A 24,590-nucleotide genomic window follows, 5' to 3' on the forward strand; every position below is an offset into this window, starting at 1 on the left:
AAAAAGGATGCTTTTATACAAAAGTATCCTTTTTCGTCCCTTATCTATTTAATATGAAATTTACTAAAAGTAAATCCTAGTTTCTCCACATAATCCATCCCTAATTCCATACGCGCCGTTTTCAACGGGTCCACAACTTGGCAAACTTTTAAATTACCTGCTGCCGATAATAAAAGAGTTGCATCAGCTTTAGACATTGCTAATTCTTCATGTAAAAATGTCACCATATTATGTACAGCACGACTTGCTGCATCATCTAACAATTTCTCTGAAGCAATCGTCATCATTTTTTCTTTTTGAATAGCCATTGGTAACGGCCATTTCTTTTCTTTTATAATTTGAACTGTTACAGTTACCTCACCAGCAACCTCTACACCACTAACACCAATTTCACCATCCCCCATCGCTGCGTGTAAATCGCCTAATGCTAATAGAGCACCAGGAACATTTACAGGTAATAGCAATGTCGTCCCTTCTTTTATCTCTTTACAATCCATATTTCCACCATGATCATGCGGGGTGCCACATGAAATGCTCTCTTCTTTCGGCGCAGTACCAATAACACCAATCATTGGATTAATCGGGATTTGTAGTTCACTTGAAAACAAAACATGTTCGTTATGTATTGGGACAATTTTCACTGTATTTTCATTTAACTCATCCCCCATTACACCAAGGTTTGCACCTGTAGTTAAAACGCCCTGCTCTGCAATTTTAATTTTTTCAATCGTTACGACTAATATATCACCAGGTTCTGCACCATTAATAAATACTGGACCAGTCGCTGGATTAATTCGGTTCCAATCTAATTCTTGAAACGCAACATCTTCAGAATCAATTTGATTTTCAAAGCAATCATATGTTTCAAATACAAGACGACTCCCTATTTCTACTTCGATACAAGGCTGATTATCTGGTGACATTGAGTAAATGATATGGTCTTTATGAATTCGATACATAATACCTCTCCCTTTTATATTTATCTACTACTAATTAGCTTTTTTTATACAAGCTCCTCTTAAAGTTAATATTATTTTTATGTAAAAAAGCACGCAGATTGTTTTATAACATACAATCTTTACTATAACAGAAAGGTGGTATTGCTATGCCCCTTATTCCATACAACGAAAGTGATGTTGATTTACTAGCTCGTTTAATTCGTGCTGAAGCTGAAGGCGAAGGTCGCCAAGGTGAGGAGTTAGTTGGATGCGTTGTAGTAAACCGTGTATTTTGTGATTGCTTAGATTTCAAACAACTCCGTACCGTACGCGACGCTGTATATCAAAGCCCCGGCGGATTCGAAGCAGTACAATACGGGTATTTTTACCAACGCGCTCGTGAATCAGAAAAAGAAATCGCACGAAAAGTTTTGCAAGGTGAATGGCGCTGGCCCGCACGATGGGCACTTTGGTATTTCCGTCCAGTTGGAGCTTGTTCACCTGAATGGTATAACCAGCCATTTGTAGGACAGTTTAAAAGCCATTGTTTTTATGAACCAAGTGGTGATGAATGTCCGAAAATGTATTCACAATAGTAAAAAAGAAAACACTGAAAGTACCTGCTTTTATATATACTTTCGGTGTTTTCTTTTTATTCAAGTAATCTAATAGTAAGATAAAATATTTAACTCCTATAACATTTTATTAATTGAATATTCAACATGTACTGAAGTTTCTTAGACTAATAGAAACCAAATGGTATATAAGAGATTATCACTAAATAACAACTTTTAGTTTTAATATATATATTTGTTTATAAAAAAATGATAAACTAATTTACGCATTGGAAAAATTTTATAATGATAAAAAGGGGATCACTATGAAATTACTACGTTTATTTCTCATTCTAACTCTTGTTGTATTATTAAGCGCATGTGGTAATACAGCAGTAAAAGTCACCAAGGTTCAAAAAACGGCGAAACAACTTTAAACATTGGCTCCCTGAAAGGGTATTACGATGTACAAACGATCAAAACTGAACAAGGAAATGTACAATTCCCTTTTGATGCAACCGTTGAAGAGGGTACAATTTTATTACAAATCACTAAAGACGATAAGGTCATTTACGAAGAAGAAGTCACCTCTCAAAAAGAAGGTTTACTTTCTTTTGAAGCACCAAAATCTGGATCTTATAATTTAATTGTACGCGTAAAGAACGAAAAAGAAAAAGCAAAAGGTATACAAATACATACAAAACTATAAAAAAACGGCAAGCGAATTCTAGCTTGCCGTTTTTTTTATAACTCAATTTTCATAATATATACTTATCGATTAAACGAATTGTTTTGTGTATACTTCATCTTTATTTACATTCTATATTTAGACATTATTCTTAAAAAATCTTCTAAAATAAAAATTAAGTTATGATTTCCGGAATTTTAGTTTAATTACCTAAAAAAATTCTTTATCGCTTCTAATTGAATTTTGTGACTACACTCATCACAACAATATACCCCTTTTGGTTTTTCTTTAAATCGCTTATATTTTTCACTACCTTCGTAAACACGAAATATATTTTTACAAGAAAAGCAAACAATTTTGTAAAACATCATATGCATTTTCCTCTCCTTGTTTATACACTTTTTTAATCACTTGTGAGAAGGTCATTTTTCTACAGTATAAATCTTAATATCCTCTGACTAAAAGGTTTACCTCTATTCTTATCGAATTATATTAATATCTTATAACGCGAGGTGAACATCTTGTTCAGTGATATAGAATTAGTTTTAGATGCTAAAGCAAGTTTAGCTGAAGGACCATGTTGGAATGAAAAAAAGCAACTTTTATATTGGGTTGATATTATGGAGAGAAAATTATGCATATACAATCCTACCGCTAATACGAACCGAGTAATTGCACTCAATCAAAAAATTGGCTGTGTTGTTCCATATTTAGAGGATGTACTACTCTTAGCTATGGAAAAAGGCTTTTATTCTATTAATGTAAATACCGAAAAACTGACACATATTTTTGACCCTGAACCACATTTAATAGAAAATCGTTTCAATGATGGAAAATGTGATCCAGCTGGTCGTTTCTGGGCAGGTTCTACAGATACATACGGTATGAATGCTGTAGGTTCCTTGTATTGTTTACATCATAATTTAAGTGTAGAGAAAAAAGTTTCACATGTAAATACATCAAATGGAATTGCTTGGTCACCTGATCATACATACTTTTACTTTATAGATACACCTACTAAAAAAGTGGTTCGCTATCAATATAATATACGTACTGGAGAAATTCATAATCCAAGTGATGTAATCATTTTCTCTGAAAATGATGGTCTACCTGATGGTATGACAATTGACGAAGAAGGTTGTTTATGGATTGCACATTGGGGAGGTTCAAAAATAACTAGATGGAATCCATCTACTGGAGAACAAATATTAAGCATTCCAATTCCTGCGTTATATGTAACATCATGTACATTTGGAGGACCTAATTTAACAGATTTATATATCACCACAGCAAGAACAAGAATGACTGATGACGAATTAAAAGAGTATCCACATGCTGGTGGTATTTTTCGAATTCAAACAAATGTTAAAGGCTGCCCCACCTATTCATTTTGTAATAAAAATATTGGAACTGAAACAATATGAACCGTATCGATTACATAAGACAAGAAGAAAAGAAATATCACGATCGTTGCTATGAACAATATAAATTGTTTGAAGCTGGCTCTTGGCTTTATAAACCGGTTAAAACAGTTATGGACTTAATGAACTACTTTGAAGGGCAAAACAAATTACAAGTACTTGACCTTGGATCTGGCGTCGGTAGAAATAGCATTCCAATTGCACAAATAATAAAAAATTATAATGGCACTGTTACATGTGTTGATTTACTTGATTCCGCTTTAACAAAGCTAAAAATTTATAGTAAAGAACATGATGTATTCGAGGTTATAAAAACAGAACAAGCAGAAATTGAAAACTATCATATTGACTCTAACGCTTATGATTATATCGTTGCAGTATCAAGTTTAGAGCATGTTAAATCAAAAGAAGCTTTTAAAAAAGTGCTCCATTCTATGAAACAAGGGACAAAAAACGGCGGTATTAATTGTTTAATTATTAACTCTAACATACAAGAAATTGTTTTAAAAACGAATGAAGAAGTAAAAGCTTTAATTGAAATTAATCTCCCAACCGAAGAAATGATACGTCTATTAAAAAGCATTTATAAAGGATGGAAAGAAGTAAAAGTTGAAATAAAAGAATTAGCTTATAATATAGTTCGTAATGAAAGACACATTCAATTAAAAACAAATGCTATAACGTTTGTAGTTCAGAAATAATCGTATAATAAAGATATGGTTATTTCTCTCAGATTTATTTTTATTGCACGAAATTTGCAAGTATAAATATTTATGAAACAAAAAAATAAAAGAGCACTTGTTTCCGCAAGTGCTCTTTTGGGGATTTTGAGATACCCTATTAACGAAAGTTAAGGTTACTTAAAGTTAAAAGGTATTTATATTATATGCTTGTCCTTTTTATTTGTGCATAATCAATATATAAACATCTTTAATCATTCTTAATAACTTTTAGTTATCGTTCTTTCTTACATTTTATCATTAAGAAATTGATTGAAGGTTTATTTACTATGTTCTTATTTGGTTCATCAATTTCCGAAACTTGTACTAATCCATATTGATTAAAATCTTTTTTTATAGATTCAGAATCATAGAAGAACATTTTTACACCTTCCATTATCTCATAATAATCTTTATCCAACTGTTTTCCTTTTCCGTACATGGGAGCTTTTTTAGAAACAGTTGTAAAAACCATATATCCACCTGGTTTTAACTGATTATAACAATCTTCAATAAATTTTTCTCTTTCCTGTCCATTCAACAAATGAAGAAGTGCATGACTAAATATCCCATCATACAGTTTATTATCAAAAGGCATTTCGTTTACTGAACCGTGATACATACTAACATCTTCTAGTCCGTTTTCTCTTGCTAAATCGATCGCTGTTTTCGAAATTTCAATACCTGTTACATTTATACTATTTTCGATAAATACCTTTGCGTTTCTACCATATCCAATACCGGGAACTAATATGTCCTTAATGTTCTTTTCTAGAAAAAAATCTTTTGTCAAAATTGCAGATTCTGTAGGTTCAAATCCCCACATTGTTTGTTTCTCAATAAAACTTGATTCCCAAAATTCCATTATGTTTCTATCTCCTTGTTTTCATCTCATTTTTAGTATCACATTAAAAACTTATCAACTTTTACACTGCGGCTACCTATGCCAAATTAATTTTTTACCACATTCACTTTAGGTCCATTGAATATAGCATAATTATAAGTCTATATCTATTATAATGACTGGTTTAAAATCCACCCTATTTTATTAATCCTTACGCTTGTAGAAAATAAAAAAAGCCAATGCTACTTCCATTTAGAAATTGTTCCACCTCCCTTGATTTCAATTCAAAGAAATGAATGATAAGTAGTATGCTTGCAAATATGATGGCCGCGAATATAGATGGGACTACTTTCCTACTTAATACAGGCTCTACAATAATACGCGCAATTGATACTACTATAATGATTTCAACTCTTGTCATTTGGCTAACAGATTTACTACCTGTCATTTTTAATGCAAGAATCCCAGTGAGAATTAAAGTAATGCTTTCAACAATAATATGCATAATAGCCCAATCCTTTAATGGTAAATGTTATTAGCATTCTAGATGCACTTTAAACTTTTTGGTGAAAATTAAAACTTACATATATAGAAAATGGATCTATTTAGATCCACCTTTTTTCAATAAGAATTTGATGATCTATTTTCTATTGTCAAAAAAACAAAAGCACCCAAATGGATGCTTATAGATTAAACTTATTCATTATTACTTTCTCCACTTTTATCATCAACTGATTTCAATTCTAACATGCTGCCTATATCAGGCGGTAAAGCTAGCTCTATACCAGCTACTGGTTGATTATCTTCATTAAACCATTGTTTCTTAAATTTACTCAATTCTTCATTTTTCTTATTTCCATCCATATTACCCCGCCTTTTATGTACGTGATATTAAATACTTTACTTAATATGTACATTGAGAAAGATAATATACGATTTGTACATAATGAAAGAGCAACAACCCGTTGTGCCTATTAAAAATTAACACGTACATGCTACTCCTCGTTTTATTATCATATTAATGACAAAATATATGTAAGCTACGTGACAAGTACGTTGTCATTTTATTCATATGAGACAAATACTTTTAAAGGAGTAATTATTCCTTGACTTAATTCCTCAAAACATTTTTCAAGTGCAGTATAATGAATTTCATATTGAAAAATCTCTTCTATCCATGGCGTCTGTTCTATTTGACTAAAAAACCAATCTGCATGTTTTTGGTAACCATATCCATCACTTGAACCAATGATTTTCAATTCTTTTCGATAAAATTCGGCGGTTAATGTTAAGTCTTCTATATTACCATCAGAAAGAATACATATCGCTCTATTACTATTAATAGCCTTTTGTAATGTGTGAAACCCTCTATTTGTAGCAGAACATTCCAAACCGTAATTATATGTTTCTATTATTTGTTTTTCTGAATCAAAGAGGTTTTTCGCACCAAACTTCTTTGCAAATTCTCTTCTATTTTTATTTGGCTCAACAACATCCACATGCTCAACACCTACATAGTATTTTAAGAAATAACAAGCGAGTAAACCAATAACTCCCATTCAAAATAAATGCTATACTTTAAAGATATCATCTATTGGTAGTTTATTTCCATTTGAAACAATTATGTCCTAAACAAAAAGAGCACTCAACAATTGGGTGCTCTAAAAAGTATTAACATAACACTTTTCTTCTACTTTTTATAACTCAGTTCTATCACTTTCGGTATATGATTGTTATCATATTTCCTTTTATAGAGGTAACGTCAGGAAGATACGAATATACAACGTTAAGGAATTTTCATTACTTTATACCCATTTTTAAGTTATATTCAATAACCATGCTTTGACATTGTCTAGAGCATGGTTATTTTTTAAACAAATATAAATCTGCTTAGTTGATTTTTTAGTTCAGCAATTTATTGAATTCATTAACTGGAAGAAGTATTCAGGTTTGTGAGTTTTATTTAGGTTATACCATGAATGTAATGTATCTGGTGCAAATACATCTAATTTTTTCAGTACCTCCATTGCAAATTCCAGAGGAGCTATCCCTGATGCAGTAACTAAATTTGCATCAGATACCGCAGATACCAACTCATAAAACTTTTCTCCTTTATAGTTAGGACATACCATTTTAGTATATTCTAAGTTATTACTTGTATGCTTTCTAGTATCCAAGTATCCCATATTCGCTAGGGCATCAGTTGCACCACAAATTGCAGCAACAATAGTGCCAATCTTTAAAGCTTGGCCAATTCTTTCTAAAATAGATTGATGAATTTCTTCACTCCAAGTAGTCCCTCCTGGTAAAATTAAAAGATCTTTACTCTCAAGAGTACATTCATCAAGGGAAATATCTGGTTTTATGCTCAGTCCCCCCATAGTAGTAATCATTTCTTTATTAGCTCCTACTGTAATTACTTTTAAAGGTACTAAATCTTTTTTAAAATATCTTCCTGAATTTAGTTCGGTAATTAAATATCCATATTCCCAGTCCGACATTGTATTAAATACATATAGAAAAACTTTTTTTGTTTGTATCCCATATCACTCCAATCACAATTGATATGGATATTATAATATAACTTCCCTGACAGTTAACGTCAGGGAAGTTATCATACTTCATGAAATTTTATTAATTCCGACAGAACTTCAATAAGTCTTTTCTTAAGACTTATTGGCTCAATAACTTTAATAGATTTATTGTACGGTAAAAGTAAATAAGGTACATATGTATGTATCATATCTTTTTCAAGAAGAAAAACTGCTTGATTTGAAGTCCGCACTTGTAAATAATGTCCTAAAAACCAATGTTGGCAAATATCAGCCAATACACTTTTATCCCCACTAATAACCAAAGAAATAATCCCTTCCTTATCTTCTATAGTTGGAAGAAGATTTTTTATAAAAAAGTCACGTGCTGAAAAATTTTCTGGCCGGTTAAACTTATTTTCGGTTAGCATTAAATTTTCAATTCGATCTACCCTAAAACTACGGATATCATTCCTAAGATGACAAAATCCAATCACATACCACTTATTATTCCAATAGATAATTCTGTACGGATCGACCAATCTATAATTTAATTGCTTTTTCCCACTTTTATAATAAAGAATTTTTACTGAATACCCATCAGTTACGGCCTGCTCCAACTCCTTCAAAAAATGTTCCATAGAGGATGAACTAAATCGACTTATTACTTCTAGACTACTTAAATGTCGGTTTATCTTTGCTTCCTGCTCTTGATTTGAGTATTTACTTAGTTTTGAAATGGCCCTATTTAATGCTTCACCTCCATAATATCCGGCTTCTTCTGCAAAAACAGCAGCGTGAAATAGTGAAGTTTGCTCTTCAAAATCAAAAAAAAGAGGAGCCTCAATAAAATTGTTTAATAACGTGTATCCACCGTTATGTCCTGGTTCTGAAATTATAGGTACACCACTTGTTGAAATTGTATCAATATAACGATACACAGTCCTTATATTCATCTCTAACTTTTCTGAAATTTGTTTTGCAGTAATTTTTTTATCTGAGCGAAGCATCCATAGAATCGCTAACATATTATCAATTTTAGGCATGTAATTCCACCTCTCTATGGAATTTATCCCTTATTATATATTTCTGATTTTTAGTATAACTCATCAACTGTTCCTTTCCGATAGCTTTCTAAATAATGAGGCCCTAGACACATTTGTAATTTCACAAATTTCATTTACATTCATATCTACCTCTTCATAAAGCTTTACTGCATAATTCATTCCTGCATGATTTTTATGGTATTTCTTTAACCGACCTTTAAATTTTCCTTCTTTCTTATTCAGCTCAATCCCTTTATGTTTCCACGTACGGATCAGATCACGTTCTAATTGGTTTACACCCGCCATAACCTTAATTAAGCATTGGCTTTAGGAATTATCTTCTAATAAATCGTGCCATGTATCTTTGAAGGATTATAATTATCATCCTTATTATAATATTCAGTTACAAAAATAAATTCAATTATTATAGCGATACACACAAACAAAAGAATTATTTTGCGTCTCACAACAAAGCTACTTATTCATTTTTTTCTTTTTTAAATTGGAAGGTTATATGTTCCAATTGTTTGATTTCCTCTATTATTTTACGAATTCCTTCTTCAATCCTATCTTCCTTTACATTCGATACGTTTAACTTTAATAGTCTTTCTTGCGGAAAACCTCTCACATAATTTTTATCAATTGTATCAATACTTATTTGTTTTTCACTTAGTCTTTGGAAAAACATTTCTGAAATACTCGTTTTATGTAATTTTAAACAAGTATGAATTCCAATTGTATTATGCTTTTTATATGTGAATAAAAGTGGGTTTTCACTATGAGTTCTTTCTAGTGTTTCTGCTAATTTTTTAGATCTATCGTGATAGGAAGATTTAATTTTATTTTTATGACGTTCAAACATGCCACTCTTTATATAAATTTCTAAAGCAGCTTGAGATATCATTGGGCTATCAATATCTAAAATTTTTTTATATGTATAAAAAGCATTCGCAATAATCGGTGGAATAACTGCTACACCAACTCGTAAACCTGGAAAAATAATCTTCGAATAACTTTTCAAATATATGACATGATTATTATGATTCAAGCTATATAACGGATCAGCTTTCGAATCCGTTTCTAAATCTGCTAAGTAATCATCTTCCACTATAAATACATTATATTTCTTAGCCAATAATACGATTTTTTCTTTCTCATCTTTAGAATAAGAAGTTCCAAGCGGATGATGATATCTTGGTATTGTATAAAAGAATTTTATTTTACCTGTTCGAAAAATACGTTCCAACTCATTTAAGTCAATCCCTTCATTCGTACGTTTAATACCAATTACAGGAATTTGGTTTATTTCTAGATATTCAATATATAGATGATATGTTGGTTGTTCAATTAATATCGTTTCATTTTCATTTGGAAATGGTATAGAAGTTAATATTGCTAGCGCCTGCTGTACACCTGACGTTATAAAAATATTTTCTTCTTTAGTGAAGACTTGATAATTTGCTAGTTGTTTTTGAATAACTGGTATTAAAGATGGTAACCCTTTCGGCGTTCCATATACAAACAAATCATTTTTATACGTATCAATAGCCTTATTAATACAATGTTGAAAATCCAAATATGGAAAAACATCTGGATCTGGTGCTGAGGAGGCAAAATCAATTATCTCGTTATTTTCTATAGTACTCTCTAATTTTTTAACAACGTAGTATCCACTTTGAGGGACAGAATATATAATGTGACGCTTTTCTAATTCATGAAGAGCACGTATAACTGTTGCCTTATTACACTTATGTTGCATAACGAGTGACCGTATAGACGGTAATTTCTTTCCTTCTTTTATCTCTCCATATTGAATCATGTTTTCTAAATCATTTAAAACATGTAAATACTTATACATTATGACACCTCTTACGTTTATTTTGTACCGGTACAGTTTGTATTTATTCACATTGTAGCACTAGATCAGAAAGATTAATATGTACGTATACTGGCCAGTAAAAAATCAGTTACTATGAGGTGAAATTATGAAACTTACAACAAAGGCATATTTATCAGCTTTACTCTATTCATTTATTATTGGATTTTCCTTTTTATTCGTGAAACTAACACTAACCATTACAAGCCCTCTTGATACTCTGGCTCATCGTTTTACAGTTGCTTTCATAGCAGCAAATATTCCGATTATTTTTGGATTCGTAAAGTTAAATATATCATTAAAAAACATACTTTCTCTTTTACCAATTGCGTTTTTTTATCCAGCACTTTTTTTTGCTTTTCAAGCTTTTGGCTTAGTGTATACAAGTTCCTCTGAGGCGGGAATTATACAAGCGGCGATTCCTATATTTACAATGATGTTAGCTTCCTATTTTTTAAAAGAGTATACAAATACATGGCAAAAAATCTCTGTACTCATTTCTGTCATTGGTGTCATTTATATATTTATCATGAATGGTATAGGAACTCATGAAACTAGTTTCATAGGTGTTATTCTTATTTTGCTATCGGCATTATCATCTGCTTTCTATAATGTGTTAGCTCGAAAAATGACGAAGAAATTCAAACTAATGGATTTAACTTACACTATGACAGTAATCGGTTTTATTAGCTTTAATTTAATCGCAATCGCCAGCCATATAAGTAAAGGTACAATAACGGTATACTTTAAACCTTTTACGAATGGAACATTTCTTATCTCAATTTTATATTTAGGGTTACTATCGTCCTTGCTGACGGCATTGCTATTAAACTATTCCTTATCTTATATTGAAGCAGCTAAAATAAGTGTTTTTAGCAATTTATCTACACTTATTACAATTATCGCGGGTGTTGTATTCTTACATGAACAAATCGCATACTATCACATCATCGGAACAATTTTGATTGTTCTTGGAGTAGTGGGCACAAACTTCTTAGTAAAAAAAGGGATTGTAGTAAAGAAGAAGAATACTTCCTTAAGTAAATAAAAAGTGAGGGATATGTCATGCAGCGCTTAAATACAATTGATATTAGTAACGTTCTAGAATTAGAAAAGACTCTTTTTACTTTATTAAATAAAGAGATTTCTTCAAAGCTAGAGCTTGAAAACTGGTTAAAAAAACAATCTACAGTCATTTGGGAAATTGAAGAACAATTAACATCGCACTATATCGCGTTTCAATGTAATACAAATAATAAAAAAATAAAAGATACTTTTGAATATGATCAACAATATGTACGCCCTCTTTTGAAACGTTATCAAAATTCATTTGATAATAAATATTTAGAGTCACCTTTTCGAATGGAACTTGATGTAAAAAAGTATAGCTTACTAGACAAAAGAATTAAGAATGCGCAAACATTATTTTGTGAAAAGAACATTGATTTAGAGATAACTGAAGATAAACTAGTAACCGAGTACTTCGAAATTACAGGTGGTTTAACTGCACAATGGGACGGTGAAGAAAAAACAGTTACTGAACTACAGTCTTACTTACAAGATCCAGATCGTCATATACGAAAAAAAGCAAAAACGCTCATTTCTGCAACATTCTTATCTGTTGAAGATACATTACAACATATATTAAATGAATTAATCGCAATCCGTCATCAAAAGGCTAAAAATATTCAATTAGATAATTATCGTGATTATATGTTTAAAAAACATGAACGTTTTGATTATACGCCTGATGATTGCTATGAGCTTGCTGAATCTATTCGTAAATACGTAGTACCACTTATCGATAAAATATTTAATGAGAAAAAATCTGAACTTCAAGTAGATAGTCTTCGTCCATGGGATTTAAAAGCAACCGCACCAAATCAAAAAGCATTAAAACCAATTGAAGACGCGAGTGAATTAATCGAAAAGAGTTCTTATATTTTACATAAACTAGACCCTGAATTTTCTATACTACTGAATCGTATGCATGAAAATAATTGCTTAGATTTAGAAAGTCGTAAAGGAAAAGCGCCAGGAGGATTTTGCGAATATTTGCCTGCTTCTCGATTATCTTTCATTTTCATGAATCTCAATCATACACATGATGATGTTACTATTTTCCTCCATGAAATGGGTCATAGTATTCATAATGAATGTATGAAGCAGTTAGAGCTACAAAAATATTTAGAAATCCCTTCTGAATCAGCTGAACTCGCTAGCATGACGATGGAATTATTTTCGATGGAATATTGGGGTACATTTTATGATAATAGTGAAGAATTTATAAAAGCAAAATTAGATTTCTTTAAAGATATTGTTAAATATTTACCCCCAATGCTTATCGTTGATCAATTCCAGCATTGGATGTATGAAAATCCTAATCATACTGCTAAGGAAAGAAACGAAAAATATTTAGAATTACATAACACTTACCAATCAAACGTCGTAAATATCGAAGGGTATGAAAATTGGATCGCAACTGGCTGGTTACCTGTATTACACATATTCGAAATACCATTCTATTACATCGAATATGCTATTGCACAGCTTGGTGCGTTGCAAATGTATAAACAATATAAAGAAAATCCTAAACAAGCAATAGAAAATTATAAAAAAGCTTTATCATTAGGTAGCTCTAAACCTTTACCGGAAATATATGAAGCGGCTGGAATTCGTTTTGATTTTTCTGGAGAAACGATTAAAGAACTAATGTTATTTGTAGAGGACGAATTAGAGTCACTTGAACAATTGTAAGAAGTAAGCTGTTCCTATATTTTAGGTTCAGCTTTCTTCTTTATTTTATTTATCAATTCTATGTACTGAGCATCGCCATATCCAATTGTTGGAAAAAATTGAAACAACTTTGATAATAATTCCTGAGTTGATAAATCTTTATTTTTATTGATGAATTTCACTATAATATTATCTTCTCCTAACATATTTAAATATAAATCTATAGCTTGATACATTACAGGTGGTACTTTATGGGATGTTTTTTTATGATTCACCATTACTTCATTGTATATAGTAGAATAACTCCCTAATTTTAGTTCAAGTTGACTTACTTTAAATTCATCCTCTCTAAAACTATTTAAATATATTTTCCCTTCATAACAAGACTGTTCAAGATATGAAAGTATAGTAAGTAGATTCATTTGGCAAAACATATCTTCATCAAACCATAAAATAATACATTTATACTTTTTCGCAAATAGATTTTCTAACGGATCTATAACTTTTTTTGCATAATTTTCGACTGAACTGTTATGACCTTCTGCTCTTATTTTAATAAACTCTTCATCAAAAACTTGTGCAGTAGCGCTATTTACACACATGGCCTCGTTAAATGGGGCATAATCAGACTCACCCATTAGCTTCTCCGTTTTAAATTCTTCATACATCATTTGACCATTCAATATGTTAAGTACATCTTTATCAAATAGCTCACTATTCCTATTTCGCAACTGTTCAACCTCTATTTTTCTAGAAATGTTCATATTAAACGCCCCTTCTTTATTTAAATTTAGTGTAAGAAATGATTGAATAGACATTTTGTTAGGTTGATATTCTCTTGGATTCATTCCAAAAACATTTTTACATATTCGATTTAGCCGTTCCTATTTATAGTGCGATAGAATATTCATTTGCTGGAAATGGAAATATCGTTGACTATGAGTATTCTATTACAAAAGCACTATTTGAAGGCTATCAAGAGGAAAATGAACTACCAAAAGAGATGATAGACAAGTTTCCATTATTTATTAAATTAAAGGAGATTTTTTGAATATAGCTTAATACATATGTATTGGGATAAAGAAGAATTAACGGAGGAACAAGTACGGATTACGAACCTTTATAGGATGAAGATCGAAAATAAGTATACCTATATCAACATTTAAGAATGCTATTGTTTTACTATAAGGAAACTTTGGTTAAACAACAGCATTTATTAATTTGCTGACAGCCTTTTTTATGACTTATAAATACTGATTCAATAATCTTTTCAAATACACTTCATTTTGCGGTGATACTTTTTCAGAAAATCTAGCTGCAATAATAATAGGAGCCCATTGAAAAACTTCATCTCTTGATATGCCGTTACGACTGCAATATATATGTAAATACATTTCAGCTAATTCTACCGAAGATTGTGAGTACAACAAGTATGTTCGAAATACATCTGCGCGAATATCACCTGAACTAGCATCTACCCAATCTATAACTTTCACTTTCTCTTCCTTACTCAAAATCAAATTAAATGGATGGAAATCTCCATGACATAGCCTAAAATCAAATGTAATAGAATCTAATTTTTGTAATATATTCTTCTTTTTGCTTTCATCCAATTTTTGTACAGATTTAATTTGACGCTCTAACCTTTTCCTCATTAACTCCATTTCATCTGTATTCACACGTATAGCATGGATCTTTTTTTGCTCATTAACACAAAGGCCGATATAACGCTCTGCCTCATTCAAATTATTAAGCAGGAGATCACCAATGTTCTCTCCTTTTACATATTCCATAATAATTGCCTGTCTATTTTGTATCTTTGTCACTTCGAATACTTTTGGAACTGGCAGCCCGCATAAATACGCATATTTTTGTTTTTTTGCTTCATTCATAGACTCTGTACCTGGAAGATATTCTTTAAATAACTTCACAATCTTATTATCATACAGATAAATTTCCGCTGTATTTCCTTTAGCCATTGGCTCACCTAAGTTCAAGTTTCACCCTCCTTAAACCATATAGTATTCTACACCCCTATTTTAAATTCACTGCAATGTTAGGAAATCCTTCTACTCACATAAATCCTATTATTACAAAAATCTCTGAAATGCTAAAAGAAAAGTACGCATCGAAAACAGCCCTATAATTTTTTAGCATAATTATAGGGCGACTTTAATGATGTTGATAATGTTTTGTTTCGTTTGACTTAAATAATTGTTATTTTTAGTAGAAATTAATATACCAATCGGGATTTTAGAATTAAAGTCCTTAATCTTAAAAGATAGTATTTCTTCATTCAAAATTGTACCTTTCGGGATAATTCCTATCGCATTTTCAAAAAGCATTTCTGGAATGAGGTTTAAAGCACTACAATTGTAAATTCTTTTAAAAGATAAATTGTTTTCTACCAAGAAAGAACTTACAGATTGATAGGAATAACAATTACTTTCTCCTACAATAACTGGATAATCTATAATATCAAATGCTTCAACGGATTCTTTTTGTAACAAAGGATGCTTGGGATTATTCACTATAAATTCAATCTGTTCATCACATATTGGGGTGAATTGTACCTTTGATTTATTTTCATTATTTCCGCACACCGCAAAATCAATCTTATTATGTTCTATCATTTCTGATAAAAGTGCTGTATTTCCCACTACAAAATCACAATGTATGTATGGTTTTTCAGCATTTAAAAACTTTAATATTATCGGTATTAACCTTTTAGCAACGGATTCTAATAGGCCTATTCTCAAACTCCCTTTCTCTTCATTACTAATACGTTGTGCTTGAGTTATTGAATATTCCCAATGTGTTACTAAGTTTTCTACTTCCTCTGCAAAAAGTTTTCCTTCTTCTGTTAATCTTGCATCCCATCCTCCTTCAAATAACAGAAAACCAATTTCATTTTCCAGCTTTTTTATATGTGTTGTTACTGTTGATTGTGCATAGTTTAATTGTTTAGCAGCTTGTGAAAACGTTCCTTCTTCAATAATTTTTTTAAATGTAAGTAACTCTTTCATTTCCATTTCATACACCATCTTCATCGATTTTATTGATAATTAGTTAATATATTTTCAATTATACAAATGGAAACATTGGAAGTAAAATGAAATCAAAAGGAAAGGAGTCCTCTATTATGCCATTTGTCACCGTTTATCATCCTGAAAAATTATCCGATAATAAGTTATTAAAAAATGTAAGCAATCAAATTCACCATTCGTTAATTGAACATTTCAATATTCCTGAAAATGATTATTTTCAAATGTTTTTACCTTATCCTTCTCATCAACTTTTTTATAATTCATCTTATCTTTTAGAAGGTTCATTAAAACGATCCAATAATATGATTTATGTTTCTATTACATGTGGACCTGGAAGAACAATTAATCAAAAAAAAGATTTATATAAAGCTATAGCCACTAGTACAGCTAATATTCTACAAATCTCTACTGCTGATGTTTTCATTACACTACACGAGACACCGATGGAGAATTGGTCATTTGGTCAAGGAATAGCTCAAATGTTAAATCAACATAATAACTAGACTTTAATTTTCCTTAAAACAAAATAAACTTACCGCTTTCTATAACTATATAGAAAGCGGTAAGTTTATTTGTTTAGGAATATCTGAATGAAACTCTGGTATATACACAATAGAAAATGTATATCCCTGCTCAATAAATGACACTTCATTATGTTTACATTCAAATGGAACATTATTTTTCTTAAAGTTAATTTGGATTCGCTGTAAAAATGCGGGATCCGGTGTTCCAAAAGAAACGTGCACTTTCGGTGGTAAAGCTTTCATCGCGATTGGAATCCAAGGTCTCTGCCACCAAGTCGCGACGATATATGCAGTGCCACCTATAACAAAGCTGAAAATATCCCCTTCTTCCATCGTTTTCATATTTAAATTTAATTTCAGCCATTCTCTAAAAATAGGTACACTTTTAACAGGAAGACCAATTTCCCGTACGTATAAAATGTTTAAAGGTGAGTGTGGTACTAATACATCCTCTTTAACATAACTATGTGCAATAATTTCAAGAAGATTTCCATCCCCATCTCTAAAATATAAATTGAATCGGCCATCCTCTTCATCAATTGTATGACCATCTTTCCATTTCGCAATGAGTAATCCAGACTCCTTTAACCATCTTGCTGTTTCATGAAATTTTGAATATGGGATTTCAAAAGCAAAATGTGCAGGTACAATTGGTTCATACACTTCTTGAAAGCTAATTGTTGTATAAGGTGTTACTTCAAATTGAATGAAGGATGCTGTTTCTTTTTTTATTGGAAAAGATAATATGTCCTTATAAACTTGTTTTACCCCTTCTATGGAAACCGTTTGTAGTTTTATATCTGATATATGTGTAATCACTTTACATTCCCCCTCATTTCTTATTATCTATTCGTATTGTATTACACTTATAAATAGATAAAATCAAACGGAAGGGTGGATTTTTTATATAGAAACTACAACTTTAGTATGAATATGTTAGCTCCAATTATTTTTTATTTCTACTATAACAATTTCTGGTTTATCCCAGTGCAACATGTGTGTAGTATCAGGAATTACTTTTACTATACTGTCCGTTTTCTCTTTGAAAACATTTACTGTCTTATCTCTATAATCCGCCCAAACTTGTGGAACTGTAGCTCGAAGTAATACAATATTAGCCGGCAGCTTCTCATATATATCTATCGTTTCATCTTTATGCATACCTCTTATTATATTAATAGCTGTATTCCCCCTGGCATGCCACCATACTTTATTATCCATTTCGACCCCTAGGTCCTTTACAGCAACTTCTAACAATGAAGACCACCTAGTATAAGCTTCTTTTTCACTTTTGAAAAATTCGTCCCAATTATTAAAAACGTATTCATCAAAGTCCTTTTTATAATAAGCAATTTCTTCTCCCAACGTTTCTTCTTGAAGCCTTTTTGTTTGATATCCACCATCAATAAGAATACTTCCTTGTACTTTTTCTGGATGATGTAACAAATAAAATAACGCTACAAAACTTCCCCATGAATGTGATAGAAAATAAAAGTGTTCGATTCTCAATTCATTTATTATTTCATTTAACCAATTTGCTAAATTGGGCATCTCATAATCTTCCGTTCTTTCAAAGGGCGGTGTTTTACCATGTCCAGGTGCATCAACGGAGATAAATCTATACTCTTCTTTTAATTCCTCAGCAATTTCTATAAAACTTAAACTCGTACTTCCTAATCCATGTAAACAAAAAATAACAGGTTTATCCTTATTCCCCCATTCAGTAATATGTACGTTTAATTTTTCATTGTTAATATAGTAACGTTTCAAAACCTTCATTTCCTGCATTCTTTTCCACACAAAAAGCTGCTTTTCTTTAAATGAAAAGCAGCTTTTACACTAAAATATATTATAATTTAACAGCGATAATCATAAATCTTTTTGAATTTGTACGAATCCCTTTTTCAGAACTATTCGTTTCAATGAACTTTTGTAAAATAGTAAAATCCTCTTCCTCTTCTCCAAATCTAGGAATAATAGGTGTATGTTTTAATAAGAAAATAAGATCTTCAGGCGTACTGTAATAATCAGTAACATCATATTCGCGTACTTGCACGAGATCAAATCCTGCACTAATAAGTTCATCCATATACTTTTCTTTTAAAGTGCCATCTCGTTCACCTAAGCATTTTCCTCTGCCAAATGCTTCTTTCAGGTTTAATTTATCATTCTCACTTACTTGTTGTGTTAAGAAAAAGGCACCCTTTTTCATTACTTTTGCTAACTCAGATGCTAGAAACGGAGCATGACAACTTGAAGCAATATCAAAATGGGCATGCGGAAATGTTAAAGCTTCAGAACCCATTTGAAGAAACTCAACATTTTGTACACCTGATTTTTTCAAGTTAGAATGTGCCGTTTCAATCATGCCGTTAGAATTATCAATTCCAATTAACAATTTAGCCGAAGATGCTATGTTAAGTACATTTTCTCCTCCGCCTGTACCAACATCAAGTAAAATATGTGATGGTTTACACCTTTCTTTTACCTCACTATAAAAGTCCCATGTATCTCCTACAGTTTCACATTTTATTTTGCTAAAATCCCATCCATTTAATCTTCCTACTTTATCATAGAAGCTTTTATACTCTAATTCGTTCATCTTATTACTTCCCCTTTGTAAAAATAAATTAAATATGTAATATAACCTACAACACTGTTTAATTATATATTATAAAATAAAAATTATTAAAACAACATTTAACTTCGCACTACATTTGGTTTACATAATAATTTTATAGTTTATCTTTAACTATATGTTCTAAATGTCTTCTTCCCCAACTACAAATACTATCCAAAACAGTACTGACTGTTTTTCCATGTTCAGTTAAGCTATATTCTACTTTAGGTGGTATTTCTTGATAATGCTTATGAATCTTATAAATCTCTTTCTCTTGTAAAAAGGCCTGGCCATAATAATGAAATTGCACATACTGTTCTATATTTAATGCAAAATAGTTTTACTACGGGTAATGTATTATTTCCAGATGGAGGGTACACATATCATTAAATTATTAGCAACAAAAGCCCCTTATTACAGTGGCTTTTGTTGCTAATTTAAACATCGCTGAAGTAATATAGGATTCTCTTTTATTAGTTCTGCTAAAACAAAAGTTGTGGAAAAGGTCGTAAGATTAACTCTTTATCCAGCACCCCCTTTTGTTCTCGAATCATTCCGCCTCCTCGCATAAAAACCGCCCTAATTTCTATTCCCTACAATTTTATATAAAATCAATATTATAAAGTAGGATTCAACAACTTCTTACAGAATTCTATATTTAATACGTATTGGACGGATTATTTTCAAGTTCCTCTATAAAAAAGGGAGGTCATACAATTGTGAAATTTGTACAAGAACGAAGATTAACTATCAAGACAACTTTTTCAAAAGAATACAAGATTTTTATTTTTGGTTTACTCATTTCACGAATCGGGGATTCACTATATACTTTTGCACTGCCTTGGATTGCCTATCAATTAACTGGTTCAGCTGTAATTATGAGTTCTTTATTTGCTGTTAACGTATTGCCAATCGTTTTATTTGGCCCTTTAGTTGGTGTACTAGTTGATCAATATGATCGAAAAAAGTTACTTTGGATGGCGGATATTACCAATATTATTTTAGTAAGTTTCGTACCAATTCTACATGCATTACATCTATTAGAAGTCTGGCATTTATACGTAATTACTTTTATCTTAGCAGTTATGTCCATGCTTTTTGATGTAACAACAGTTACAGTCATTCCACACATCGCAGGTGCATCATTAACGAAGGCTAATTCTTTATATCAAATGGTTAATCAATTGGCTAGTTTGTTTGGTCCAATCATCGCTGGGCTTTTCATATCTTTTATTGGCGGCTTTCAAGTACTTTGGATTAATGTTCTTTCATTTATTGCTACATTAATTGCTGTGATTATATTACCTTCTATGAAAAACTTAAATAAAAAGAATACTGATAAAAAAACATTGCAAAATGTACTAAATGATTTGTTTGATGGATTTAAATGGCTCAAAAATGATCGGTTAAATATAGCTTTGTCACTTCAAGCTATGGTAGGTAACTTTGGAGCAAGTGCTGTTTTAGGTGTACTTATGTATTATTTATTATCGACATTAAATCTTACCTCCGCACAAAGTGGCTATAATTATACTTTAATAGGAATAGGTGGGCTTTTAGGAAGCTTAATTGCCGTTCCTTTAGAAAAGAAATTTCGACGTGGTGTACTTATTCCTTTACTCCTATTTTTAGGAGCGCTTGGGTTAACATTTGCTTTGTGGAGTACATATTGGCTTGCTCCCGGAATTGCTTTCGGAATCGCGATGACATGTAATATCACATGGAATACGATTGTTACATCAATTCGGCAGGAAACTGTTCCATCCAATTTGCAAGGACGTGTTTTAGGTTTTTCTCGTGTACTTACACGATTATCTATGCCATTGGGGGCATTAGTAGGTGGAATTATTTCAGCCTACAATCCTGTATTTATATTTGCTTTAGCTGCTTTTACTAAAATAATTGAAGTCTTTATTGCCTTATATAGTCCGATACGAAAACTGCAAAGAGGAAAATTTATATATTTTGAGATATTAATAAAATAAAAAAGGCATAAAACATGCCTTTTTTTATTACTTATTTGTTTATTGGATAACAAACTTCTGTAACCCACTTATTAGAATCGGATTCCATCGCTGGGCTCACATGATAAATATTAAACATCGGGCCTGTTAATTCGTAGCCTTCTGTTTCAATCCATTTTGCGGCAGCTTCATTTACAGCTGTCATCTGTTCATAACTTCCATTAACTGTTATGGAAGCTACATGAGTTGATTCAATCTTTTTAAATGTAACGTCTTTTGTATTTTCGTGCTTACCTAGAATACTTAGCTGTATTTCTATATCTACATCATTTTCTTTGTATTCACGATCATGGAAAACCGCAATACTATAACTCGGTTGGGCAATACTAATATTTTTCATTTGAATTTCTTGCATTAATACACTCCATAAATCACCTTCGCAATTATACGATGGAATAATCTTTCTAACACTAGCTACAGTTCTTTCTGGAATTTCTTTTATTGAAACATGATAATTCATCTCAACAACATCCTCTCTCATCGTTTTCATTGAGTCTTCGAGGAGACGTAATTGTTTTTGGAGGTTATTCATGTCTTTTTTAATTTGAGCACTGCGATTAAAAAATTGCTCTTTTATGGTATCTATATTATCGCATTCTATTATTTCTTTGATGGTAGCAATATTAAACCCCATAGCTTTTAACGTTTGAATTTGATTTACTTTTTTTAATTGGTCTGCTGAATAAAATCGATATCCACTCTGCTCATCGACTTTTACTGGTTGTAGTAATTCCACTTTATCGTAGTGTCTCAACATTCGTATACTAATGGAAGATAGTTTTGAAAAATCCCCTATTTTAAACATGATTTCCTCCTATAAGTTACATCTACTTTGAAGCTCAACTTTATCTTAAACAATGACATTGTGTGAGGGTCAACTGTTTATAACGTTTGAATTATATTTCTTTATTTACTTTTATATCCTCTTCCTTCTTTAGGTTATAAAAATTCACTTATTGATTCGATCGCGACTAGCAATCAATTGATTTACCTTCATATGAACCTCTATTCTTATTTCTCATTAAAAACATATTTGCAATATAATAATTACATAATGAATATTACCTATTATGTAATTACCCTCTAACTTCATGAATCTTACCCTTGTATATTTCAAACCATTGTTGCCATTCATCTTTAGAAAATTCTTTCTCTTCTCCTTCTAAAACGCAAGAAAAAAGATTTAAACAAATATGCCAACCAGCTATATCTCTCGGTGTATGATCTGTTAATTCATTAATGTACTCTTTAAGGAATAAAAGAGTACTATTTTCCTCTTTATGTATTTCAAATCGGACACGGTCTTTATCCCAAGTAAATTCAAGTACTGAGTTTAGTTGACACTCTAAAATATCAATATTTATGAATGAACCGTCCATCATGTCGAACTTTATTATTCCACCAGTTTTAAGGCTTTCAATCTGTAAATTGGACATCCATTTTTTCAGCTTACTGTTTTCTGTTAATACAGACCAAACTTCCTCTACCGTATATGGAAATTCGCGTTCAAATTTTACAATATATCCATCAGTTAGTTTCCCAATTTCAGCTATCATTTTGATTGCCCCCTTATACAGAATATATGTTCCCATTTCATTTTACACGAATATAAATATAAAATAAATATTTATGTCAACGAAGTGTTAATTTAACGTGAATGACGCTGAGAAAAACTTAAATATTTTCTAAATCGAGTTATATAATATTGAAAATTAAATATAGATTTACGTACAAATAAAAAAGCCGCATTTGCGACTTATGAAATCATAGAATTAACTCCTTTTTTTGTTGAATGATTAGCGCTTAATCGCATCGACAATTAGCGATGGAAAACCAAGTTTATCGCCTTTATTTCTAGAATCATACCTTTTCGAACGGAAAATAACACCGTCGTTTGCATCCCATTCGTTGTAATAAAACCGACCACTTTCATCACAATATTCAAGTAAAACTACCTCGAATCCAGCAGTTTCAAACATTTTCGTTAATGTTTTATAATTATGAACGATTTTATGACTTGCTGCTGGATGATCTTTTGGACCGGGTCCCCCTATTTGAACTATATTTTGATATACCTCATCCTGAAAGAATGCATCAGGGACTCCGCACCGAATATGACCAGATGGTTTTAAAAATTCATAACAGATTTCAGCTGCTCTTACACCTTCTTCAAAAGTAAGGTGTTCCCATACATGCTCAGCTAAAATAGCTGAAATAGAGTTGTATTCAAATCTTTCTTCCCACGTAGCTTTATCTAGTAAGTTAAGTTCATCTTCTTGCGTTTGAATCCAGCCTGGATTATTATTAAACACTCCAGATCCGACAACTACTTTAATTTCGTCTTGTTTTATTGCCACCATGTTCACCTCTTAAACATTTTAATTCATTAATATATTCTATGTTTACTATTATCCTTCCTCCTTCAACAAATGTAGTACCATGAGTCCAGTACAATACCGAACTCATGGCCTAAAACTCTCTAACGCAACGATCTGTCTAACTCTATAAAATTAGTTCATAATATACGATTTTTCTTACAGAAATATAGCACACCAAACATTAGCATAATACCAATTACGTAAAAAATTGTTGTTCCGCTCCCACCAGTATTAGGAATTACCCAATTATTCTTCGCATTTTTCACTGTTATTTTTTGTGTCTTTACTGCTTCTGTAATTTCTATTTCTATTGGATCTCTAAGTAACATGTATCCGTTCGGTGCTTTTATTTCTTTAATCGTATACTTTCCAATTGCTAATTGGTTGGAAATTACCTTTCCTTTTTCATTCGTTATTAATCTACTAACTTCTTTCCCTTCTTTATTTAACACTTGAAATACAGCGCCTTTTAGCTTTAATTCACTATCCTTATCATCAACTTTTTCAATTTCAAATTGCCCAGTCGGATCGGGCAATTTCTTATTTTCTATTTTAATTTCTACTACTGTATCTTTTCCTATTTTTACAGCTATTTTATCTTTTACTAATTCATAGCCTTTAGGTGCCTCTATTTCCACTAGGGT

Annotated in this window: 24 protein-coding genes and 7 pseudogenes; 10 read left to right on the top strand and 21 right to left on the bottom strand. The window is 31.2% G+C overall.

The window, feature by feature from the left end; translation table 11 throughout:
* Nucleotides 1-44: 44 nt before the first annotated feature.
* Complete coding sequence (locus CGQ22_RS28270; protein WP_000285656.1) at nucleotides 45-959, bottom strand: acetamidase/formamidase family protein; 915 nt, start codon at nucleotides 957-959, stop codon at nucleotides 45-47.
* 146 nt (nucleotides 960-1,105) lie between these two features.
* On the opposite strand from CGQ22_RS28270, the gene CGQ22_RS28275 reads away from it, so the two are divergent.
* Together CGQ22_RS28275 and CGQ22_RS28280 are read left to right on the top strand one after the other, a co-directional pair.
* Nucleotides 1,106-1,534, top strand: coding sequence for a cell wall hydrolase (locus CGQ22_RS28275; protein ID WP_089149660.1), 429 nt, complete (start codon nucleotides 1,106-1,108; stop codon nucleotides 1,532-1,534).
* A gap of 284 nt (nucleotides 1,535-1,818) precedes the next feature.
* Nucleotides 1,819-2,201: pseudogene (locus CGQ22_RS28280) on the top strand (BA_1872 family lipoprotein).
* 185 nt (nucleotides 2,202-2,386) lie between these two features.
* On the opposite strand, the gene CGQ22_RS28285 reads toward CGQ22_RS28280, so the two are convergent.
* Complete coding sequence (locus CGQ22_RS28285) at nucleotides 2,387-2,557, bottom strand: DUF2197 domain-containing protein (protein WP_089149661.1); 171 nt, start codon at nucleotides 2,555-2,557, stop codon at nucleotides 2,387-2,389.
* 144 nt (nucleotides 2,558-2,701) lie between these two features.
* Between CGQ22_RS28285 and CGQ22_RS28290 the strand changes: the two genes are divergently transcribed.
* Nucleotides 2,702-3,604: an SMP-30/gluconolactonase/LRE family protein gene (locus CGQ22_RS28290; protein WP_074593685.1), complete on the top strand. Its 903-nt coding sequence runs from the start codon at nucleotides 2,702-2,704 to the stop codon at nucleotides 3,602-3,604.
* Nucleotides 3,601-4,302 (top strand): class I SAM-dependent methyltransferase, encoded by a 702-nt coding sequence (locus CGQ22_RS28295; RefSeq protein WP_089149662.1) that lies wholly within the window; start codon nucleotides 3,601-3,603, stop codon nucleotides 4,300-4,302. The genes CGQ22_RS28290 and CGQ22_RS28295 overlap by 4 nt, the downstream gene beginning before the upstream one ends.
* Before the next feature lie 253 nt (nucleotides 4,303-4,555).
* Here CGQ22_RS28295 and CGQ22_RS28300 read toward each other — a convergent pair whose 3' ends face one another.
* From CGQ22_RS28300 to CGQ22_RS28335, 8 genes and pseudogenes are all read right to left on the bottom strand, one after another.
* Nucleotides 4,556-5,185, bottom strand: coding sequence for a class I SAM-dependent methyltransferase (locus CGQ22_RS28300; RefSeq protein ID WP_000397589.1), 630 nt, complete (start codon nucleotides 5,183-5,185; stop codon nucleotides 4,556-4,558).
* Nucleotides 5,186-5,402: 217 nt separating this feature from the next.
* Nucleotides 5,403-5,669: pseudogene (locus CGQ22_RS28305) on the bottom strand (DUF421 domain-containing protein); the annotation flags it as partial.
* A 191-nt stretch (nucleotides 5,670-5,860) separates the two neighbouring features.
* Nucleotides 5,861-6,028 carry a hypothetical protein gene (locus CGQ22_RS32200; protein ID WP_089149663.1) on the bottom strand — a complete coding sequence of 56 codons (168 nt, stop codon included), beginning with the start codon at nucleotides 6,026-6,028 and terminating at the stop codon, nucleotides 5,861-5,863.
* A 200-nt stretch (nucleotides 6,029-6,228) separates the two neighbouring features.
* Nucleotides 6,229-6,723 (bottom strand): annotated as a pseudogene (locus CGQ22_RS28315) (MDR/zinc-dependent alcohol dehydrogenase-like family protein); the annotation flags it as partial.
* A 348-nt stretch (nucleotides 6,724-7,071) separates the two neighbouring features.
* Nucleotides 7,072-7,704: a type 1 glutamine amidotransferase family protein gene (locus CGQ22_RS28320; protein WP_033672617.1), complete on the bottom strand. Its 633-nt coding sequence runs from the start codon at nucleotides 7,702-7,704 to the stop codon at nucleotides 7,072-7,074.
* A 74-nt stretch (nucleotides 7,705-7,778) separates the two neighbouring features.
* Nucleotides 7,779-8,741 (bottom strand): helix-turn-helix transcriptional regulator, encoded by a 963-nt coding sequence (locus CGQ22_RS28325; protein ID WP_001124114.1) that lies wholly within the window; start codon nucleotides 8,739-8,741, stop codon nucleotides 7,779-7,781.
* Nucleotides 8,742-8,804: 63 nt separating this feature from the next.
* Nucleotides 8,805-9,113, bottom strand: a pseudogene (locus CGQ22_RS28330) (helix-turn-helix domain-containing protein); the annotation flags it as partial.
* A gap of 106 nt (nucleotides 9,114-9,219) precedes the next feature.
* The gene (locus CGQ22_RS28335) at nucleotides 9,220-10,599 is read right to left on the bottom strand and encodes an aminotransferase-like domain-containing protein (RefSeq protein WP_089149664.1); all 1,380 of its coding nucleotides are present in this window, start codon (nucleotides 10,597-10,599) and stop codon (nucleotides 9,220-9,222) included.
* A gap of 127 nt (nucleotides 10,600-10,726) precedes the next feature.
* Between CGQ22_RS28335 and CGQ22_RS28340 the strand changes: the two genes are divergently transcribed.
* A complete protein-coding gene (locus CGQ22_RS28340; protein ID WP_089149665.1) occupies nucleotides 10,727-11,665 on the top strand; it encodes a DMT family transporter in 939 nt (312 codons plus the stop codon).
* Between the two features lie 17 nt (nucleotides 11,666-11,682).
* On the top strand, nucleotides 11,683-13,374 hold the full coding sequence (locus tag CGQ22_RS28345) for a M3 family oligoendopeptidase (RefSeq protein WP_089149666.1): 1,692 nt from the start codon (nucleotides 11,683-11,685) through the stop codon (nucleotides 13,372-13,374).
* A gap of 14 nt (nucleotides 13,375-13,388) precedes the next feature.
* Here CGQ22_RS28345 and CGQ22_RS28350 read toward each other — a convergent pair whose 3' ends face one another.
* Nucleotides 13,389-14,201, bottom strand: a complete 813-nt coding sequence (locus tag CGQ22_RS28350) for an AraC family transcriptional regulator (RefSeq protein WP_254704100.1) — start codon at nucleotides 14,199-14,201, stop codon at nucleotides 13,389-13,391.
* A gap of 2 nt (nucleotides 14,202-14,203) precedes the next feature.
* Between CGQ22_RS28350 and CGQ22_RS31750 the strand changes: the two are divergent.
* Nucleotides 14,204-14,519 (top strand): annotated as a pseudogene (locus CGQ22_RS31750) (protein kinase); the annotation flags it as partial.
* A 78-nt stretch (nucleotides 14,520-14,597) separates the two neighbouring features.
* On the opposite strand, the gene CGQ22_RS28355 reads toward CGQ22_RS31750, so the two are convergent.
* Both CGQ22_RS28355 and CGQ22_RS28360 read right to left on the bottom strand, forming a co-directional pair.
* A complete protein-coding gene (locus CGQ22_RS28355; protein ID WP_089149667.1) occupies nucleotides 14,598-15,350 on the bottom strand; it encodes an aminoglycoside phosphotransferase family protein in 753 nt (250 codons plus the stop codon).
* Between the two features lie 162 nt (nucleotides 15,351-15,512).
* The gene (locus CGQ22_RS28360) at nucleotides 15,513-16,385 is read right to left on the bottom strand and encodes a LysR family transcriptional regulator (protein ID WP_089149668.1); all 873 of its coding nucleotides are present in this window, start codon (nucleotides 16,383-16,385) and stop codon (nucleotides 15,513-15,515) included.
* A gap of 110 nt (nucleotides 16,386-16,495) precedes the next feature.
* Between CGQ22_RS28360 and CGQ22_RS28365 the strand changes: the two genes are divergently transcribed.
* Nucleotides 16,496-16,903, top strand: a complete 408-nt coding sequence (locus tag CGQ22_RS28365; RefSeq protein ID WP_001117409.1) for a tautomerase family protein — start codon at nucleotides 16,496-16,498, stop codon at nucleotides 16,901-16,903.
* Between the two features lie 45 nt (nucleotides 16,904-16,948).
* On the opposite strand, the gene CGQ22_RS28370 is transcribed toward CGQ22_RS28365, so the two are convergent.
* The 4 genes and pseudogenes from CGQ22_RS28370 to CGQ22_RS28385 form a co-directional block, all read right to left on the bottom strand.
* Nucleotides 16,949-17,743: a VOC family protein gene (locus CGQ22_RS28370; protein ID WP_089149669.1), complete on the bottom strand. Its 795-nt coding sequence runs from the start codon at nucleotides 17,741-17,743 to the stop codon at nucleotides 16,949-16,951.
* A 117-nt stretch (nucleotides 17,744-17,860) separates the two neighbouring features.
* Entirely contained in the window at nucleotides 17,861-18,694 is an 834-nt protein-coding gene (locus tag CGQ22_RS28375; RefSeq protein WP_089149677.1) for an alpha/beta fold hydrolase, read from the bottom strand.
* A gap of 79 nt (nucleotides 18,695-18,773) precedes the next feature.
* Nucleotides 18,774-19,526: a class I SAM-dependent methyltransferase gene (locus CGQ22_RS28380; protein WP_089149670.1), complete on the bottom strand. Its 753-nt coding sequence runs from the start codon at nucleotides 19,524-19,526 to the stop codon at nucleotides 18,774-18,776.
* 133 nt (nucleotides 19,527-19,659) lie between these two features.
* Nucleotides 19,660-19,794: pseudogene (locus tag CGQ22_RS28385) on the bottom strand (winged helix-turn-helix transcriptional regulator); the annotation flags it as partial.
* Between CGQ22_RS28385 and CGQ22_RS28390 the strand changes: the two are divergent.
* A pseudogene (locus CGQ22_RS28390) lies at nucleotides 19,791-19,934 on the top strand (SDR family oxidoreductase); the annotation flags it as partial. The pseudogenes CGQ22_RS28385 and CGQ22_RS28390 overlap by 4 nt on opposite strands.
* Before the next feature lie 329 nt (nucleotides 19,935-20,263).
* Nucleotides 20,264-21,529 carry an MFS transporter gene (locus CGQ22_RS28395; RefSeq protein WP_089149671.1) on the top strand — a complete coding sequence of 422 codons (1,266 nt, stop codon included), beginning with the start codon at nucleotides 20,264-20,266 and terminating at the stop codon, nucleotides 21,527-21,529.
* Between the two features lie 31 nt (nucleotides 21,530-21,560).
* Here the strand turns inward: CGQ22_RS28395 and CGQ22_RS28400 are convergent, their stop codons facing one another.
* From CGQ22_RS28400 to CGQ22_RS28415, 4 genes are all read right to left on the bottom strand, one after another.
* Nucleotides 21,561-22,373 (bottom strand): MerR family transcriptional regulator, encoded by an 813-nt coding sequence (locus CGQ22_RS28400; protein ID WP_089149672.1) that lies wholly within the window; start codon nucleotides 22,371-22,373, stop codon nucleotides 21,561-21,563.
* Between the two features lie 271 nt (nucleotides 22,374-22,644).
* A complete protein-coding gene (locus tag CGQ22_RS28405) occupies nucleotides 22,645-23,124 on the bottom strand; it encodes an SRPBCC family protein (protein WP_000559846.1) in 480 nt (159 codons plus the stop codon).
* Between the two features lie 240 nt (nucleotides 23,125-23,364).
* A complete protein-coding gene (locus tag CGQ22_RS28410; protein WP_089149673.1) occupies nucleotides 23,365-23,925 on the bottom strand; it encodes a class I SAM-dependent methyltransferase in 561 nt (186 codons plus the stop codon).
* Nucleotides 23,926-24,083: 158 nt separating this feature from the next.
* Nucleotides 24,084-24,590: SpaA isopeptide-forming pilin-related protein (locus CGQ22_RS28415; RefSeq protein ID WP_254922579.1), on the bottom strand; the 507-nt coding region annotated here is incomplete at its 5' end.

The sequence above is a fragment of the Bacillus sp. M13(2017) genome, from assembly GCF_002218325.1.
GTDB classification, from domain to species: domain Bacteria; phylum Bacillota; class Bacilli; order Bacillales; family Bacillaceae_G; genus Bacillus_A; species Bacillus_A thuringiensis_K.

Excerpts from the sequence above, each read along its gene's own strand:
- CGQ22_RS28345 (WP_089149666.1), top strand. The coding sequence starts at position 11,683 with ATGCAGCGCTTAAATACAATTGATATTAGTAACGTTCTAGAATTAGAA.
- CGQ22_RS32200 (WP_089149663.1), bottom strand. The coding sequence starts at position 6,028 with ATGGATGGAAATAAGAAAAATGAAGAATTGAGTAAATTTAAGAAACAA.
- CGQ22_RS28365 (WP_001117409.1), top strand. The coding sequence starts at position 16,496 with ATGCCATTTGTCACCGTTTATCATCCTGAAAAATTATCCGATAATAAG.
- CGQ22_RS28270 (WP_000285656.1), bottom strand. The coding sequence starts at position 959 with ATGTATCGAATTCATAAAGACCATATCATTTACTCAATGTCACCAGAT.
- CGQ22_RS28295 (WP_089149662.1), top strand. The coding sequence starts at position 3,601 with ATGAACCGTATCGATTACATAAGACAAGAAGAAAAGAAATATCACGAT.
- CGQ22_RS28325 (WP_001124114.1), bottom strand. The coding sequence starts at position 8,741 with ATGCCTAAAATTGATAATATGTTAGCGATTCTATGGATGCTTCGCTCA.
- CGQ22_RS28350 (WP_254704100.1), bottom strand. The coding sequence starts at position 14,201 with ATGAATCCAAGAGAATATCAACCTAACAAAATGTCTATTCAATCATTT.
- CGQ22_RS28300 (WP_000397589.1), bottom strand. The coding sequence starts at position 5,185 with ATGGAATTTTGGGAATCAAGTTTTATTGAGAAACAAACAATGTGGGGA.
- CGQ22_RS28275 (WP_089149660.1), top strand. The coding sequence starts at position 1,106 with ATGCCCCTTATTCCATACAACGAAAGTGATGTTGATTTACTAGCTCGT.
- CGQ22_RS28360 (WP_089149668.1), bottom strand. The coding sequence starts at position 16,385 with ATGGAAATGAAAGAGTTACTTACATTTAAAAAAATTATTGAAGAAGGA.
- CGQ22_RS28340 (WP_089149665.1), top strand. The coding sequence starts at position 10,727 with ATGAAACTTACAACAAAGGCATATTTATCAGCTTTACTCTATTCATTT.
- CGQ22_RS28335 (WP_089149664.1), bottom strand. The coding sequence starts at position 10,599 with ATGTATAAGTATTTACATGTTTTAAATGATTTAGAAAACATGATTCAA.
- CGQ22_RS28380 (WP_089149670.1), bottom strand. The coding sequence starts at position 19,526 with ATGAACGAATTAGAGTATAAAAGCTTCTATGATAAAGTAGGAAGATTA.
- CGQ22_RS28405 (WP_000559846.1), bottom strand. The coding sequence starts at position 23,124 with ATGATAGCTGAAATTGGGAAACTAACTGATGGATATATTGTAAAATTT.
- CGQ22_RS28285 (WP_089149661.1), bottom strand. The coding sequence starts at position 2,557 with ATGCATATGATGTTTTACAAAATTGTTTGCTTTTCTTGTAAAAATATA.
- CGQ22_RS28400 (WP_089149672.1), bottom strand. The coding sequence starts at position 22,373 with ATGTTTAAAATAGGGGATTTTTCAAAACTATCTTCCATTAGTATACGA.